15 protein-coding genes are annotated in these 15,707 nt (G+C 61.2%); 8 read left to right on the plus strand and 7 right to left on the minus strand.

The annotated features are described in order from the left end of the window. Positions 1-22: 22 nt before the first annotated feature. Complete coding sequence (locus AOT96_RS08420) at positions 23-829, minus strand: alpha/beta fold hydrolase (protein ID WP_007730412.1); 807 nt, start codon at positions 827-829, stop codon at positions 23-25. Positions 830-928: 99 nt separating this feature from the next. Between AOT96_RS08420 and AOT96_RS08425 the strand changes: the two genes are divergently transcribed. Further along, positions 929-1,945 carry a helix-turn-helix domain-containing protein gene (locus AOT96_RS08425; RefSeq protein ID WP_231917409.1) on the plus strand — a complete coding sequence of 339 codons (1,017 nt, stop codon included), beginning with the start codon at positions 929-931 and terminating at the stop codon, positions 1,943-1,945. On the opposite strand, the gene AOT96_RS08430 is transcribed toward AOT96_RS08425, so the two are convergent. Together AOT96_RS08430 and AOT96_RS08435 are read right to left on the minus strand one after the other, a co-directional pair. Then, positions 1,930-2,637, minus strand: coding sequence for an ankyrin repeat domain-containing protein (locus AOT96_RS08430; protein ID WP_231917410.1), 708 nt, complete (start codon positions 2,635-2,637; stop codon positions 1,930-1,932). The two genes, AOT96_RS08425 and AOT96_RS08430, sit on opposite strands and share 16 nt — an antisense overlap. Positions 2,638-2,687: 50 nt before the next feature. Then, on the minus strand, positions 2,688-3,398 hold the full coding sequence (locus tag AOT96_RS08435) for a FadR/GntR family transcriptional regulator (RefSeq protein ID WP_065351567.1): 711 nt from the start codon (positions 3,396-3,398) through the stop codon (positions 2,688-2,690). A gap of 216 nt (positions 3,399-3,614) precedes the next feature. Between AOT96_RS08435 and AOT96_RS08440 the strand changes: the two genes are divergently transcribed. From AOT96_RS08440 to AOT96_RS08460, 5 genes are all read left to right on the plus strand, one after another. Beyond that, complete coding sequence (locus AOT96_RS08440; RefSeq protein ID WP_050655022.1) at positions 3,615-5,054, plus strand: aspartate ammonia-lyase; 1,440 nt, start codon at positions 3,615-3,617, stop codon at positions 5,052-5,054. Continuing rightward, positions 5,054-6,499 (plus strand): amino acid permease, encoded by a 1,446-nt coding sequence (locus AOT96_RS08445; protein ID WP_065351568.1) that lies wholly within the window; start codon positions 5,054-5,056, stop codon positions 6,497-6,499. The genes AOT96_RS08440 and AOT96_RS08445 overlap by 1 nt, the downstream gene beginning before the upstream one ends. Positions 6,500-6,514: 15 nt before the next feature. Further along, the gene (locus AOT96_RS08450; protein ID WP_063315509.1) at positions 6,515-7,477 is read left to right on the plus strand and encodes an asparaginase; all 963 of its coding nucleotides are present in this window, start codon (positions 6,515-6,517) and stop codon (positions 7,475-7,477) included. A 175-nt stretch (positions 7,478-7,652) separates the two neighbouring features. Further along, the gene (locus AOT96_RS08455) at positions 7,653-10,352 is read left to right on the plus strand and encodes a helix-turn-helix transcriptional regulator (protein WP_054188265.1); all 2,700 of its coding nucleotides are present in this window, start codon (positions 7,653-7,655) and stop codon (positions 10,350-10,352) included. Positions 10,353-10,366: 14 nt separating this feature from the next. Beyond that, positions 10,367-11,188, plus strand: coding sequence for a hypothetical protein (locus AOT96_RS08460; protein ID WP_050655019.1), 822 nt, complete (start codon positions 10,367-10,369; stop codon positions 11,186-11,188). Here AOT96_RS08460 and AOT96_RS08465 read toward each other — a convergent pair. Genes AOT96_RS08465 through AOT96_RS08475 form a run of 3 tightly spaced genes read right to left on the minus strand, consistent with a single transcriptional unit; the run spans position 11,180 to position 14,265 of the window. Next, a complete protein-coding gene (locus AOT96_RS08465) occupies positions 11,180-12,880 on the minus strand; it encodes a SulP family inorganic anion transporter (RefSeq protein WP_065351569.1) in 1,701 nt (566 codons plus the stop codon). The two genes, AOT96_RS08460 and AOT96_RS08465, sit on opposite strands and share 9 nt — an antisense overlap. Next, positions 12,877-13,590 carry a GAP family protein gene (locus AOT96_RS08470; RefSeq protein ID WP_065351570.1) on the minus strand — a complete coding sequence of 238 codons (714 nt, stop codon included), beginning with the start codon at positions 13,588-13,590 and terminating at the stop codon, positions 12,877-12,879. The genes AOT96_RS08465 and AOT96_RS08470 overlap by 4 nt, the downstream gene beginning before the upstream one ends. Before the next feature lie 15 nt (positions 13,591-13,605). Further along, entirely contained in the window at positions 13,606-14,265 is a 660-nt protein-coding gene (locus AOT96_RS08475; RefSeq protein ID WP_007730384.1) for a GAP family protein, read from the minus strand. 258 nt (positions 14,266-14,523) lie between these two features. On the opposite strand from AOT96_RS08475, the gene AOT96_RS08480 reads away from it, so the two are divergent. Then, positions 14,524-14,736 carry a hypothetical protein gene (locus tag AOT96_RS08480; RefSeq protein WP_003943015.1) on the plus strand — a complete coding sequence of 71 codons (213 nt, stop codon included), beginning with the start codon at positions 14,524-14,526 and terminating at the stop codon, positions 14,734-14,736. Positions 14,737-14,831: 95 nt separating this feature from the next. Here AOT96_RS08480 and AOT96_RS08485 read toward each other — a convergent pair whose 3' ends face one another. Continuing rightward, positions 14,832-15,248: a DUF7144 family membrane protein gene (locus AOT96_RS08485; RefSeq protein ID WP_065351571.1), complete on the minus strand. Its 417-nt coding sequence runs from the start codon at positions 15,246-15,248 to the stop codon at positions 14,832-14,834. Between the two features lie 275 nt (positions 15,249-15,523). Between AOT96_RS08485 and AOT96_RS08490 the strand changes: the two genes are divergently transcribed. Further along, positions 15,524-15,676: a cyclase/dehydrase gene (locus AOT96_RS08490; RefSeq protein WP_065351572.1), complete on the plus strand. Its 153-nt coding sequence runs from the start codon at positions 15,524-15,526 to the stop codon at positions 15,674-15,676. Positions 15,677-15,707 lie beyond the last annotated feature (31 nt).

Here is a 15,707-nt window from a genome sequence, read left to right on the forward strand (position 1 = left end):
TACTTTCGTGGCGGTCGCACACTCACCCGTGAGCGGCCGCCACGATCACGTCTGCCACTGCCCCTGGCTGTGAGACCAGCGAGGCATGGGAGGTCGGGAGTTCGCTGGTGTTCGCGCCCATCCGGTTTGCCATGAACCGCTGCGCCGATGCGGGGATCACGCGATCCTCACCGGCAACCAGATACCAGCTCGGTGTGTTCGCCCACGACGGTGGCCCGCCGAGCTCGAGGTTCGCCCACAAAGCCGCAGACTTCTGATGCGCCAACATCGTTGCCGCTGTCTCGTCGGAAACATCCTGAGCGAAGACGGAATGGAAATACTCGTCCGTGACGTAGCCGTCGACGTTCTTCCCGCCGATCGCGTGAGGATCGTCGACGATCTTCAATCCCAGAGCCGGAGGAAGCAATTGGCTGCCAGGAAACCTGATGGGATCGATCGTGATCTGCACCGGCTCACCCTGAACCGGAGCAAACGCCGCGATGTACACCAACGACTGCACCTTCGGGTCGTGAACATTGGTGATCACCGCGCCGCCGTAAGAGTGTCCGACGAGCACGACAGGTCCGTCGATGTCCGCAACCGTCTTCTCGATCACGGACGCGTCGTAAGCGGGCCCGCGTAGAGGATTGTCCGGCGCCACGACGCGATAGCCACGCGAACGTAGGTCGGCGGCAACGCCGTCCCAACTGGTCGCGTCGGCAAAAGCGCCGTGGACGAGAACGACGGTTGGCTTGGGGCTCGCCACCGCAGCGCCGGAGCCGAAGATCACTCCAGCCGCGACTGTCATGAGTAACGCCAGAACTGCGGTGAATACACGTGAGATCTTCATGCGTTTCCTTCACTCTCGTCGAAAAGCGAGAAACTGCGGTAGGCCGGGACACGCCCGTTTCGATCCTAGAAATACCTGCTGCGACGGACGTGACTGTCCGTGCAGACTTTTGAGCTCACACTGCACAACTTCTGGTTGAGCGTCCGCATCGCGGGGTATCAGGGCTGCATGGCTTTGCTCCTGGATACTTCCGTGTTGGAGCCTGACCAACGCGCGGACGCCTTTGTCGACGCGATGGGTCGTGCCTCGGTCCCGTGTGCAATCCACTTGGAGAACCCGGAACGGGTGAGCGCGAGAATGAACGTGTGGAACCTCGGTGCAGCATCACTGTTCCGCTCCGAGTCGACCGGTATGCGGTTGACCCGAACACCACGTCACGTCCGGTCCGCGTCGATGCCCGTCCTTGCGATTGCCCTGCAGGAGATCGGGATCGGCCATCTAGATCAGCACGACGAACAACGCAGAGTGCCCGCCGGTGAGCTGTTGATGACGGACCTGACGTCGACCTACGATTTCTCCTGGCCGGGAACGGGCGCTTCCCAGTGCCTCTACGTTCCGATGGATCGGCTGGGACTGCCGATCGACACCGTGCGGGACGCAGCTACCCGGCCTCATCACAGCAATCTGTACCCCGTGATGATCGCGCACGTTCGTGAATTGTTCCGCAGCGCCGCTCTGTTGGAGACCGATCCTGCCGCCGAACAATTGGGCGAGGCCTCGATCGAACTCGCGCGTGCTTTGGTCGCTTCGATCGCACATGCGAATCCTGACGCATCCGCTCCGAGATCGGCCCTAGCCATGACTTCGATCCGTCGATACATCCGTGAACACCTTCACGATCCGACACTGAATCCCGCACGAATTGCTCAAGCCCGCAACATCTCACTGCGACAGCTGTACAAGATCTGCTCGGACAACGAATTCCGGCTCGAACAGTGGATCATCACCCAGCGCCTGCAGAAGGCTCGGGACGAACTGGCTCGACCCGCTACCGTCGACCTGCCGATCGCGACCGTTGCGCACCGGGCGGGGTTTGTCGACGCCGGACACTTCAGCCGACGCTTTCGACAGGCCTACGGGCTGAGCCCGACTCGTTGGCGTCAGCTCCGCGATTGAAGCAGCGCCACAACGTCTGACTGACCACGACTTTCGGCATTGTCCAACGCGGTCTTCCCCGATGCATCCCGGATCGAGGGATCTGCCCCCGCGTCGAGAAGCTGAGTGATCACGTCGATATAGCGCGCCGAACCATCGCCGTACACAACGGCTTCGAGTAGCGCCGTCCACCCGGGATCGTTGACGTGATTGACCGGAACCCCGGCAGCGATCAGCATCCGGACGCTCTCGACATGCGCGTGTTCACTCGCGGGAATCAGCGCCGTACCGCCGTAACGGTTCACGCTGTCGACGTCCGCGCCGTGGGCGAGCGTGAGCGCCAGAATCTCGTTCAAACCCTCGGCTCCGGAATACAGGAAGGCCGAATCCTGCATGGAATCCTTCGCGTTCACGTCTGCTCCGGCAAGAATCAACGTAGAAGCCGCAGCGACAGCGTCGTTCTTGGCGGCCTCGACGAGTGGAGTCCGTTCGCCCTCGCCGCGAGCTTCGATGTTCGCGCCCGAAGCCAGGGCCGCGGTGATCGCTGCCGGATCATTGCGGTCCACCGCATCGAAGAGCGCCCGTTCGGATTCCGGCGTCGATGGCGGCTTTACGCCCGTAATCGATACAGCTGCCGCTGTCGTCGCTGACGCGGCGATCGTCGACGTCACCGGGGTGTCGGACGAACTGCAGCCGGCCAACGCCCCGGTCACTGATACCGCGAGGATAACGCAGACGAGGACAGACCTACCCGGAAGCGCCGTCACAGCGGATTACTTTCTTGGACAAGAGTTTCAAGCGTCATCCTGACGGCGTCCAGGTGTTCGGCCATCGCCCTGGAGGCGTGGTCGTAACTCCCGGATGCAATTCCTTCGACTATTCGTTCGTGTTCCTCGTTCGACTTTTCCTGGCGACCTGCAACAAGATTGAGTGTCTCGGATTGCCTTGTCAGCGCTTCACGGATATCGACGATTACCGACTCGAAGACCCGATTCCTACTGGCTTTTGCAATCAGTCCGTGAAATTGGGCGTCGAGTGCAACCCATACGAGCGGATCGTCCTCGTCACGCATCTGCTGTACCAGTCCGCGGAGGGCTGCCAGTTCCTCCGCTGTGTGCCGTTGGGCAGCCCACCCTGCGGCCGGAATTTCAACATGCGGCCGCGCTTCGACCAACTCGTTGGCCGCGTAGCTGCCGAAGTCGAGGTCTCGCGCTATCGAATCGCTGACGACGAAGGTGCCGAGCCCGGATTTCGTCTCGGTGAGCCCGAGGGCATGGCACGAGCGCAGGGCTTCACGGATGACCGATCGACTGACCCCGTGTCTTTCGGCCAGGGACGCCTCGGACGGGAGACGCTCTCCGACTGCCAGTTCGCCGGAGGTTATTGCGGCACGGAGGTCGGCGAGAACCGCCTCGGCAGCACTCACCCGCGAGGCGACGGGTCGCCTGGTGGCCCAGCTGTCTGACAGGTTCATGCCGTCATTGTTGCGACTGCCGAAGACCCGCGTCAAACATCGCACTTGATGAAGGGTTGACGTGCCGGAGTGAGCGAGGTAACAATTACACCTGTCAGACAGCCTGATAGCCCGATAGCTGGGCGGGACTACTACTCGACCGTCAGCGCTGCGATCCCGAAATACACCCACCGCGCAGAGTGATGCTTGCGCGAAGAGACACGAGGAATTGATCAAGTGCTCGAAACGCGAACAGAACACGATCTGCTCGGCGATCGCGAGGTTCCAGCCGATTCGTACTGGGGTATCCACACCTTGCGCGCAATGGAGAACTTCCCGATCACTGGTCGAACAATCGCCACGAACCCGCATCTGATCCGCGGCATCGCTTACGTCAAGTGGGCCGCAGCCAGCGCAAACGAAAAGCTGGGCATCCTCGACCGCCCGCGCGCGGAGGCCATCTCACAGGCATGCAAGGAGATCGTGGACGGGCGGTGGCACGAACAGTTCGTGGTGGACGTCATCCAGGGTGGCGCCGGCACGTCGACGAACATGAATGCGAACGAGGTCATCGCCAATCGCGCGTTGGAAATCCTCGGCCACCAGCGCGGCGACTACGAACGGCTTCACCCCAATGAACACGTGAACCTGAGCCAATCGACCAACGACGTCTACCCCACGGCCGTGAATATCTCGACGATCTTCGCGATCGATGACCTGCTGGATGCACTTCTTACACTCCAGAACGCATTCACGACCAAATCTCTTCAGTTCGCCGACACAGTGAAGATGGGACGCACCCAACTGCAGGACGCCGTGCCGATGACCCTGGGTCAGGAGTTCGGGACCTACGCGGTCATGATCGAGGAGGATCGGGCGCGTCTGGCTGAGGCCGCTCTTCTCGTTCACGAGATCAACCTCGGTGCGACTGCTATCGGCACTGGCCTCAACGCACCCGCCGGCTACGCCGAGGTGGCCTGTTCCGACCTGGGCGCACTGACCGGACTGCCGCTGGTGTTGGCAACGGATCTTGTCGAAGCGACCCAGGACGTGGGCCAGTTCGTCCACCTCTCCGGCGTCCTCAAGCGGGTCGCTGTGAAGTTGTCCAAGGTGTGCAACGATCTCCGGCTGCTCTCTTCGGGCCCGCGAGCCGGATTGAACGAGATCAATCTTCCACCGGTGCAGGCAGGTTCGTCGATCATGCCGGGCAAGGTCAATCCTGTCATTCCCGAAGTCCTCAATCAGGTCGCGTACGAAGTCATCGGCAACGACGTGACGATCACGATGGCTGCGGAATCCGGTCAGCTCCAACTCAACGCTTTCGAGCCGATCATCGTGCACTCACTGTCCGAAGGAATGCGACACCTCGGTGCGGCTTGCCGCATTTTGGCGGACCGGTGCGTACTCGGCATCACGGCTAACACTGAACTGCTGCGCGCCCGAGTCGAAGACTCCATCGGCCTCGTCACCGCGCTCAACCCCTACATCGGATATACCGCGTCCACTCGGATCGCCCAGGAGGCGTTGATTTCCGGGCGTCGCGTCGCCGATCTCGTAATCGAAGCCGGCCTGCTCGACCGCGAGGAACTCGATCGGTTGCTCAGCCCCGAACATCTCGCCAATCTCCGCGTTTCGGGGGAGAAGCCTCATGCCACCGCTGTTGCGGAGGAGGTTTGATGACCGTCGAACGGGAAGAGACAGGCCGCGCCGAAGTTGCCACTGAGGAGGATCTCGGATATCAGAAGGCGCTCGGCCCCAGACAAATTCAGATGATCGCGATCGGTGGCGCGATCGGAACCGGCCTTTTCATGGGGGCGGGAGGGCGACTACAACAGGCGGGCCCGGCCTTGGTTCTCGTGTACGCGCTGTGCGGATTCTTCGCGTTCCTGATCCTGAGGGCGCTCGGCGAACTGGTGATGCACCGACCGACTTCCGGATCCTTCGTTTCCTACGCACGCGAATTCTTCGGCGAAAAGATGGCTTTCGCTGCGGGCTGGTTGTACTGGATGAACTGGGCAATGACTGCCGTGGTCGACGTCACGGCTGTGGCGTTGTACATGAACTTCTTCAAAAAGTACTGGGCGCCACTGGGACACATCGATCAGTGGATGTTCGCTCTGATCGCGGTGTTGCTGGTTCTCGGACTGAATCTCGTGTCCGTGAAAGTCTTCGGAGAGTTGGAGTTCTGGTTCGCGTTGATCAAGGTCGTGGCCTTGACCGCATTCCTCGGGTTCGGTGTCTATTTCGTACTCTTCGGCACGCCCATCGAAGGGCATTCCTCCGGATTCAGCCTGATCGCCGACAACGGTGGGCTGTTCCCCAACGGAATACTGCCGGCAGTCGTGGTGATTCAGGGCGTCGTGTTCGCCTACGCTTCAATTGAACTCGTGGGGACCACGGCTGGAGAGACCGAAAATCCCCGGAAGGTGATACCCAAGGCGATCAACACAGTGATCATTCGGATCCTCGTCTTCTACGTGGGGTCGGTCCTGCTGCTCTCACTGTTGCTCCCGTACACCGAATACCACGCCGGTGAAAGTCCATTCGTCACATTCTTCGGTTCGATCAACATCCAAGGCGCAGATGCGATCATGAATCTGGTCGTTCTCACGGCGGCGTTGTCTTCCCTCAATGCCGGATTGTATTCGACCGGACGAATACTCCATTCGATGGCGACGGCCGGTTCGGCGCCTGCCTTCGCTGCCAGAATGAACAAAGCCGGAGTGCCGTACGGGGGAATCGCACTCACCGGCGTGGTCATCCTGTTCGGCGTCGGGCTCAATGCTGTTGTCCCAGCGCAGGCCTTCGAAATAGTCCTCAATTTTGCGGCACTGGGCATCATCAGTGCATGGGCGGTAATTGTGCTGTGCCAGTTGAGGCTCTGGCAACTTGCGAAACAAGGCAAAGTCACTCGCCCTTCCTTCCGCATATTCGGCGCACCGTACACCGGGATCGCGACACTGGTCTTTCTTGCGGTCGTTATCGTGTTGATGGCATTCGACAACCCCGTTGGAACGTGGACCGTCGGATCCATCGCGATCATCGCACCGCTCTTGATGATTGGTTGGTACGCCGCCAGGAATCGTATTCGCGAGTTGGCCATCCACCACCCCGCAGCTTGACGTGAAAGGACCACAGTGTCGAAAGTCGCAGTTGTCACTACCGGTGGCACCATCGCCAGCACCCGGGATGCGCATGGAATCAGCCGGCCCGCAATCACCGGTGCAGATCTGGTCGGCAACGAGCAGGCCGACATCGAGCTTCGAGTCGTCGACGTGATGTCGAAGGACAGCTCGAGCATGACCTTCGCGGACATGGATCGTGTTCGCGACGCCGTAGCCGATCAATTGAAAGATCCCGGACTCGACTCGGTGGTCGTGCTTCACGGCACCGACACGATGGAGGAAACTGCGTTCTTGTTGGACCTGCACCACGACGACCAACGCCCGGTGGTCTTCACCGGCGCGCAGCGCACTTTCGACCATCCCGAATCCGACGCTCGTTCGAATCTCGCCGCGGCGATCTCAGCCGGACTGGACATCTCGTCACACGGGCGTGGTGTCCTCATCGCCTTCGGCGGTTCGGTCCATCCAGCCGCAGGTACGCGAAAGTCCGATACGACGGCACTCGATGCCTTCCGCCGCGTGCACATCGATCCGCTCCTGCTGCGTACTCCCGAACCATTGCCGTGGCATCCGATTTCGGACACCCGCGTCGACATCATCGCCGTGTATCCCGGGGCAGACCGCGTACAAATCGACGCCTGCGTGCACGCCGGGGCGCAGGGACTTGTTCTCGACGGACTCGGTTCGGGAAATGCCAATCCGACGATAGTCGAGGCCGTACGAGACTGCGTAGGCGCTCACATTCCGGTAGCCGTGACAACTCGGGTGCCCTCGGGGCCAATCTCCCCGGTTTACGGTGGCGGTGGTGGCGGGCACGACTTGATCGCCGCAGGCGCTGTATTTTCCACCGATCTTCGAGCCGGGCAGGCACGTGTACTTCTGGCAGCCTTGTTGTCAGATCCGGATCTCGTGGGCCTGGAAAAGGTATTCGACCGCTATTCGAGGTTTGCTCGCACCCCGCCGTTCGGGCGGTAGAACTGGCGACACCATTCATTGTTCGAAATTCACTTCACTAAATCAGGGACTTTGGTCCGAATTTTCGACTTGGACGCTTATTTGGTGTCCGAATTGGGTAGTTTCACATCATCTAACTCGTTCAAAATTTCGATCCAGCGGTCACGTCCAGTGCAGCCAGTCGAACAGGAGTCGGATGAGCAGCCCATTTCGTGATGCCGCTGCAGTAACGCTCGACGCGGCTCACCGCGTCGGGCAAGCGCACGTGCCAGGCGCCGCACTCAACGGTCGTTTTCACCCGCCAACTGCCGTGAAAGGACTGGTCGCGCGTCCGCGCCTGCACCGCAAACTCACCGCATCCACTGCCACCAAAGGCTCAGGCCCCGGGCCTGTCGGGTTGCTCTCGGCTCCGGCCGGTGCGGGGAAGACCCTACTTCTGGCCGATTGGGCTCGCGAATATTCTCGAGCCTCCCCTGATGTTGCGCTGGCCTGGCTGACGTTGGCCGAGCGCGACAACAACGTGTCGATACTGTGTGAATCCCTCGCCGAGGCGATCGCGACCTCCGTCGATGCGGCCGGCCAGAGGCTCCCCGTGCAGACCGGATCCAGGCCGCCCGTCGAGCAGTGGCTCGCGCACTTTGCGGAAACCCTCGAAACGCACGAGCGCCGAACAACGTTGATCCTCGACGACGTTCACACCCTCCACGATCCGATGTCGATCGGTCTCCTCGATCGGATACTCACACAGACCCCGGGCAACCTGTCGATTATCGTTGCCGCCCGCTACGAACCACCGCTCACGTGGCATCGTCTGGCTCTCGACGGCCGACTCACCCGCTTTGCATCCACCGATCTCGCTTTCGATCGCTCCGAGATCACCGCGATATTCGGCGAGTACGACATCACGCTGCGCGACGACGAACTCGCAATCGTCGAGAACTTCACCAAGGGGTGGGGCGCCGTCGTTCGCCTGACCGCCGCGTTTCTGGCCGGCCGCAGTGACATCGGCGATGCACTGAACGAGTTCACGCACACACCCCGCCCGATCGCCGACTTTCTCGTCGACGAGGTACTGACGTCCTTGCCCGAACATGTCACCTCGTTCATGTTGCGAACATCGGTGGTCGATTCTTTCTCCGCCCAACTGGCGGAAACTCTGACGGACTCGAACGCTCTATCCGAGATCGACTCGCTGATTCAGTTCAACTTCCCCGTGACCCGTACCGATTCCGCCGACCACACAACGTGGTTCAGCTATCACCCTCTCTTGCGCGAGCACCTTCGGGCAGAGTTCCGTCGCGTCGATCACGTCGAGAGAAACCGCGTACACCTGCGAGCAGCAAGCTGGTTCGAAAGCAATCACTTCGAACTCGAGGCGCTCGAACTCGAGGTGTCGATCGGAGACCCACACCGCATTCTCGCGTTTCTCGAACGCTGCGGGCTGGGCCTCGTACTCGACGGGCACTGCGGGGACGTCGTGCGAGTCCTGGAATCGGTGTCGACGCAGGTCTCGGAATCCCCGATCACCCGACTGGTGCTGGCGGCGGCCGCCCTCCACTCCGGTGACGTGACCTCGGCGACCACGTGCCTCGATCTTCTCGAGGCAACTCATCCACCGATTGCAGAAGATCCATTGTTCCTGGCGATGAGCCTGGAAATCTCCTGCGTTACGGCGACTTCCGACAACGAGCCGCTGGCGGCACGTCTGGAGCGGCGCCAGAAAAGCACCCACTCCGACATCGAAGCCTACGCACACATGGAATTGGCGACGGCACACTTACTGCGACGTGAGTTCGACAGGGCGACTGTCGAATACACTCAAGCCGTCGCACTCGGGACAATACGGGGCAGGGCGCGATTCGTCTTGAAGTCGCTGACCGGACTGGGCTACGTAGCTTCTCTCAGCGGAGACATCGGGGCGATGAGGGCTCACTCCGTCTACGCTCTCGACTACGCGGTCGAACATCGCATCACGACGACTGCGGAGTACGAGTTGTCCGCGTCGGTGGCCGCCTTTGCCACATATCTCTGCGCTTCGAGCGAACTCCCGTACCGCATCCCGACAATCGGAAACTACCGGAGCACAGACGTTCTCGGCGCCAGCGCGCCGGTGTTCGGGTGGCACTCCGTCGTAACCTTCGGCCTTCACAGTCTCGACGGCTCGACCGACCGACGCTCGACCGCCGCCGATGTCCGCGACGCGATGCTCAGCGCGATCGAATTACGTACCTTCGCGTTCGCGACCTTGGCTCTTCTACCACCCGTCGTCCACGCATGCCTTTCCGTCGGCGAGGTGGAATGGGCAGCGAGACTCGTGCGTGACGCAGCCGATCAATTCGGAGAAACGTCGGAGATACATCTCGCACGGGGTGCCGTCGCCTTCTCGTCCAACAAGTTCGCGGAAGCACTCGTCGAAGTTTCCGAAGCTCTCGGGTCCTCCGAAATCCCGTTGCTCGCACATCACGTCTACGCCTGGACACTCGAAGCCGGGATCCACGCTGCAACAGGTCACGAGCGCAAGTCGTTTCGCTCCCTCCACAAAGCGCTGCGCGCCGCGGAAGCCGGTAGCCTGCTACGCCCCTTCCTCGACTACGGCGCATCCCTGCGGCCGGTGTTCGACGAGTTCAGTGGACATTTCGGCGATCAGGAAGCATTTGCCGAACAGGTACGTAGCCGCATTCGCCCACAAGAATTGGTGAGTGCACCGATCCTCACGCCAGGCGAATACACCGTGCTCCGTGAACTGGCTTCCGGAGACACCACCGAGTCCATTGCCGACACGCTGTTCCTTTCCGTCAACACCATCAAGACGCATCTTCGCGGGATCTATCGCAAGTTGGAAGTGAGCAACCGACGCGACGCGCTCAAGGCTGCGCGACGCGGCGGACTCATCTGAGCAAGACTGCTTCCATGCCCCCGAAGCTGTATTCCGATACGCGCGATCGATTGACCGTGTGGGCGAGACGTACACCCAGTCGACGGTTGGCGACTGATGCAACCATCGGGGTCTTCGAAGTCGGGCTCGTGGACAGCGCCATGACTTTGGCGGCCCAGGCCTTTACGTCATTGCTCCCGGTCATGATTGCAGCGTCGACCTTGGAGAAGCTGAAGCCGTTGGCTGATGCCGCCAAAGACGACCTCGGCGTCCAACTCCCCGACACCGTATTGACCAGTACCTCTACCGCGGCAGCGTTCGGGATTGTCGGCTTGCTCATGCTGCTGATCAGTTCCACGTCCTACGCTCGCGCTCTCGGCCGGATGTACGGACGGATCTGGAGCGTGCCGACGGCGACACTCCGTCAGGCGTGGCGGTGGTTCGCGGTAGTGTGCGTCGTGGCCGCGTCGGTGGTCGGTGCGGCCCTGTGCCGTGAACTGAATGGTGTTCCGGGAGTAGGCAGAGTCCTGGAGTTCACAGCGGTCTACGTCGTGTGGGCACTCGTGTGGACAGCCGTGCCCATGCTGCTGACGGCCAATCGCATGACCACTCGAATGTGCGTCGGGTCAGGATTGCTCACCGCGACGGGCCTGACCGGACTGCACGTGGCCGGCACTCTTTTCCTCCCCCGAATGACAAAGACGTCGCAGGACGAGTTCGGTCTTCTGGGCGTGATGTTCACCGTCATCGGCTGGCTGTTCATCTTCTCGGCCATCGTGGTTGTCGCGTCGACGATCGTCGGATCAGTGGCCAAAGATTCCGGTCCCCTGGGAATCTGGCTACGGACATCACGCTGAGGTGTTGTCTCGACCTGCAAGCGCTTTCGAGACGGTCGGATAGACGTCGACCTTCAGCGCGCCCTGGTCGGCACCGGACAGAACGTCGCGGAACTGCCCGATGTCGCGTGCCACTCGGAAGCTCACATTTCTGCGTGCCAACGAATCTCGAAGCTGAGCCAACATCTGCGCAGCGCTGACGTCGATGAACGGTGACGTCTCGGCGTCGAGAACGACCATGGTGGTGCCGGCGGTCACCAGACCGGTGATCTGATCACGCACGTGATCGGCATTGGCGAAGAACATCCCCGCTTCGACCCTGACCACTACGACGCCGTCGAGTGTCTTCAGATCAGGATGCCCACTGAGGTCGACCCAGCGCGTGCCGTCCTTGGCCAGAGCGGCCACGTGCGGTTTGGAGACCCGATACAGGAGCAGCAACATCGAGACGGCGATTCCGATGATCAGACCGGGCAACGTGTCGAAGAGGAGGACCCCGAACATCGCCGCGATCGCCGCCGCGAAATCGGCCCGGGCAGCGTGCCCGTAGATACTGCCCAACCTCTTCGTCCACACCCGGTACAGCGCTGCGAGGGAGGAGAAATCGACCAGTTCGATCACTGCTGCGATGACCACAGCCGAGAGCGTCGCCTCTGGCAACTTCTCGAACAGGCCGGTGAGAAACAGCAGTGTCACCAGCGTCAGCGCCGCGACCACCAGTCCGCTGACCTGAGATTTGGCGCCCGCTCCTCCGTTGACGGCGGTCTTCGACAGGCTGCCGTTGACCACCATTCCCGAGCAGAGACCCGATCCGAGATTGGCCGCACCCAGTCCTGCCAGTTCACGATTGGCGTCGATGGTGTAGCCAGCTTTGGCCGCGTATGTCTTTGCAGCGCCAAGACCTTCGGCGAAACCGATGAGCAGAACGCCGACCGCAGGTCCGACCAGGTCGAGGTAGTCCTCGGCTCCCACACCACTCGGCAGACCCATCGACGGCAGGCCCGAGTCGATGTGTCCGACAATGTCGATGCCACGATCGTCGAGGCCGAACAACGCTACTGCGGTAATGCCCAGCAGCACGACGAGGAGCGAACCCGGTACGAGCGGAAGCCATCGCTTGACGCCCAGGACCATTGCCAGGCTGAGCAATCCGATGATCACGGTCGGTAGGTCGACCTCACCCAGTTCCTTCACCACTGTCCACGTCTGGACGAAGAAGTTTCCCTCCCCCTTGTCCACGCCCAGGAGTTTGGGTACTTGACCGATGATGATCGTGAGCGCCAGACCGACGATGAATCCCTTGAGAACCGGCTCGGAGATGAAGGACGCGATGAATCCGAGGCGCATGAATCCTGCGAGCAGTCCGACGAGCCCGGTCACGATCGCCAATGCCGCCGACAGCGCGATGAATCGGCCGTCGTTTCCTGAAGCCAATGGCGCAATCATCGCCGCGGACAACGCTGCGGTCGCCGACATCGGCCCGACGATCAGATGGCGCGAACTGCCGGCTGCTGCATACAGAATCAATGACGGAACCGCAGCATAAAGCCCGACCACCGGCGGAACTCCGGCGATGGTGGCGTACGCGAGCGCTTCCGGAACAAGGACAGCCCACACCGTAAGGCCCGCAATGATGTCGGGGCGAAGCCAAGCGCGTTGATAGTCGGACAACGATCCGAAGACCCACCAGGTCCGCGTGTGCGGAGCACTCATAGTCCTTGCACCCCTTTACTGATCTGCATCGCCGCGATCAGGACGAGGAGCCCGACGTTCAGCAAGTGCGTGTTGGTGGCTATCCAGGTGCGGATCTTCAGCAGCGGTTCGGTTGCCTCGTCCTTCTTGATCAGCAGGAGGGCAACAGGTACCGCGACCGAGGTCACGGACACCAACGAGAAGATCACGGCCGAGACGATCTGCGACGTCGGTGCCACGGTGCTGACACGAAGGTTCATCGCTGCTGCGATGGCACACGACATGTCGATGGGGTTGAGAACGAACAGCGCGAAACCGAGCACACCGGATCGCATTGGTTGGAAGTGCTCAACCGATTGCAGCATCTTCGGCAGCTGAGGGGCCGCAGCCACAACGTCGCCAGGGGCAACTGCAGCCGCCATCGCCTGAACCCCGCGACGACTGCGTGAGTAGACGAACCAGGCACCCGCCAGCAGAGTTGCCCCGAGAACGAGATGGATGATGGGCACCCACAGCGGAGGGTGTGTGCGCTGATGAACCTGGAGTGCGGTCAAGATGACGTACGAACCGGCCAGCGCGACAACTATTCCGAGATACCACCCGATCAGGTACGCAATGCTGTTGATACGCGCTCGTTCGGAAAACAGTACGGCCACAACGGCGACAACCGCCAGCGGGCTCATGATTATCCCGAGCGCCAGCGGGATCTGTTGCAGTAGCAGCGATCCCATAACTACCTCCAGTTGTCAGAGACCGCCGATGCCCTTGCCGATGAGAACAACACCGATAACCAGGATCAACACACTCATCACCGTGGCGTTGTTTTCCTGCAACCACACCTTCAGCTTGGCCAGCGGACCACGCAGTCGCTCCGCGGCAACGAGGTAGCCGATCACGGGCACGCACACTGTGCAGGCCGCGATGATCGTGAAAACCAGAATGGCGACAACAACTTCTCCGGAACCCAATGACGCGGATCCGATCGAGATTCCGGCCGCGATACACATCATCAGATTCTTCGGATTGATCGCAGCCAGAGCGAAGCCCAAGCCGAGGCCTTTGACAGCGGTCATGTCATCGATGGCGTGCATCCACTTCGGGGTTTCGTGCTCGCCTCCGCGTCCGCGCCATTGCTTGACTCCGAACGCAAGAAGCAATACACCCAACGCCAGCTTGATCCACGACACTGTCGCTGACGGATCACCTTCGGAGTCACCGAGCTTGCTGGACAGAAGCACGAAGATCACGGTGGCGACGACGATTCCCAGTATCCAGCCCAGCGCGAACCCGACGCTCGTGCTGCCGGCACGCTTGGACAACAACATCAAGATTGCCGCGATGATCGGGATCGGCGATACCGCAACGCCGACCGCGAGGGGTAACAGATCCCCGATGACAGATCCCATGCCGACCTCTTCTCTCTCCCGGTCGACACTAGGGGTGGCGACTCTACGGAGCCTCACACAAAAGGGATGAACGGACCCGCGACGACATTCACCCGTAGGGGATGACGCCCCGAGCGCGTACGGGAGTAAGACTGGATCCCACGGATGCGGAGTCCTGGATCGGGCAGCGACGCCGATTGCACTTGACGACATGCGATTTCGAGGCTCGGAGCGCTGCCTTCTCGAACCTCATGGCCCTACGAAATGGAGCGGATACTGATGAATGCTCCCACTCGGTATCAATTCCTCATCGACGGCGAAGTGTCGGACCGCGTCAAGGCCGCATTTCCTGAACTCAGTGTCGCCAGTGCGGCCGGCGGGTTCACCAGTTTGTACGGACCCGTCGCGGACCACACGGCTATGCGGAGCATCATGGCCCGTCTCGATTCCCTCGGCCTGACCGTCGCCGAAATGCGTCGACTCCCAGACTGATCCGAGCCACACCCTGTCGAAATGTCCCACGCACGAGCGATGGTCCCGACCGAGTCGACTCGGTCGGGACCAACTGCTCTCGGGTTGTTCGGTGCCTAGACTCTGTCCCTGTCCCAGGTCACGACCGCCCAGATCACAACGACATCGAGCGCGATGACCAGGATCGACCACAGTGGGTAATACGGCATCCACAAGAAGTTGGCGATGATCGAGAGCGACGCAATGACGATTGCCGCCGCCCTGGCCCACACTGCACCGGTGAAGAGGCCGAGGGCCACCACGATCCCGATGATGCCCAAGATGATGTGGATCCAACCCCACGTCGTGATGTCGAACTTGTACGTGTAGTTGATACCCACGACAAACAGATTGTTGTCGGCAACGGCCGCGATGCCCTGAAGCAGAGCGACAATGCCTGCGGTGAGCAGCAGAATTGCTGCTGCAAACGTCGTACCTACCGCGAAACCCTGCCGGACAGGGTGATTCGCGGGTTCCCGCGGTGGAGCAGTCATCAGCGTTCCTTTCGACAGAATGCACTTCCCTTACTCAGTCTCGAGGGGCTGGAAGGCGAAAACATCACCCGTCGCGGATGAACCGCAGGTCACCGACCCGTACCCGTTTGCCGGGATCGCAAACCAGGCCTGACACCCTTTTCCTCGACTGAACACAGGCTGTGGCGTACTTGTGGGGGTGTTCACTCAGCTGAACCTGTGCCCACTCAGCAGTAGTCGCACTCGTCATCGCTCTCCGGCACGTCTTCGACGTTCAGCCGGGTGGGTGGACGCGGATGCATGACCGCTTCACGGTTACGGCCCCCTTCGGAGTGCTCGGACACCTGGCACTGAGGTTGGCTGTCGGCCCGTATCGGCGGCGCCTTCTCGAGCAACGCGCCGCGCACATCAAGGGCCGCGCAGAAGTCGGCACGCCTTTCATCGAGTGAACACCCGCTCTGACGCACCGCAGGGAGTGCT

It is taken from the genome of Rhodococcus sp. 008, assembly GCF_001682295.1.
In the GTDB taxonomy this organism is placed as follows: Bacteria; Actinomycetota; Actinomycetes; order Mycobacteriales; family Mycobacteriaceae; genus Rhodococcus_F; species Rhodococcus_F qingshengii.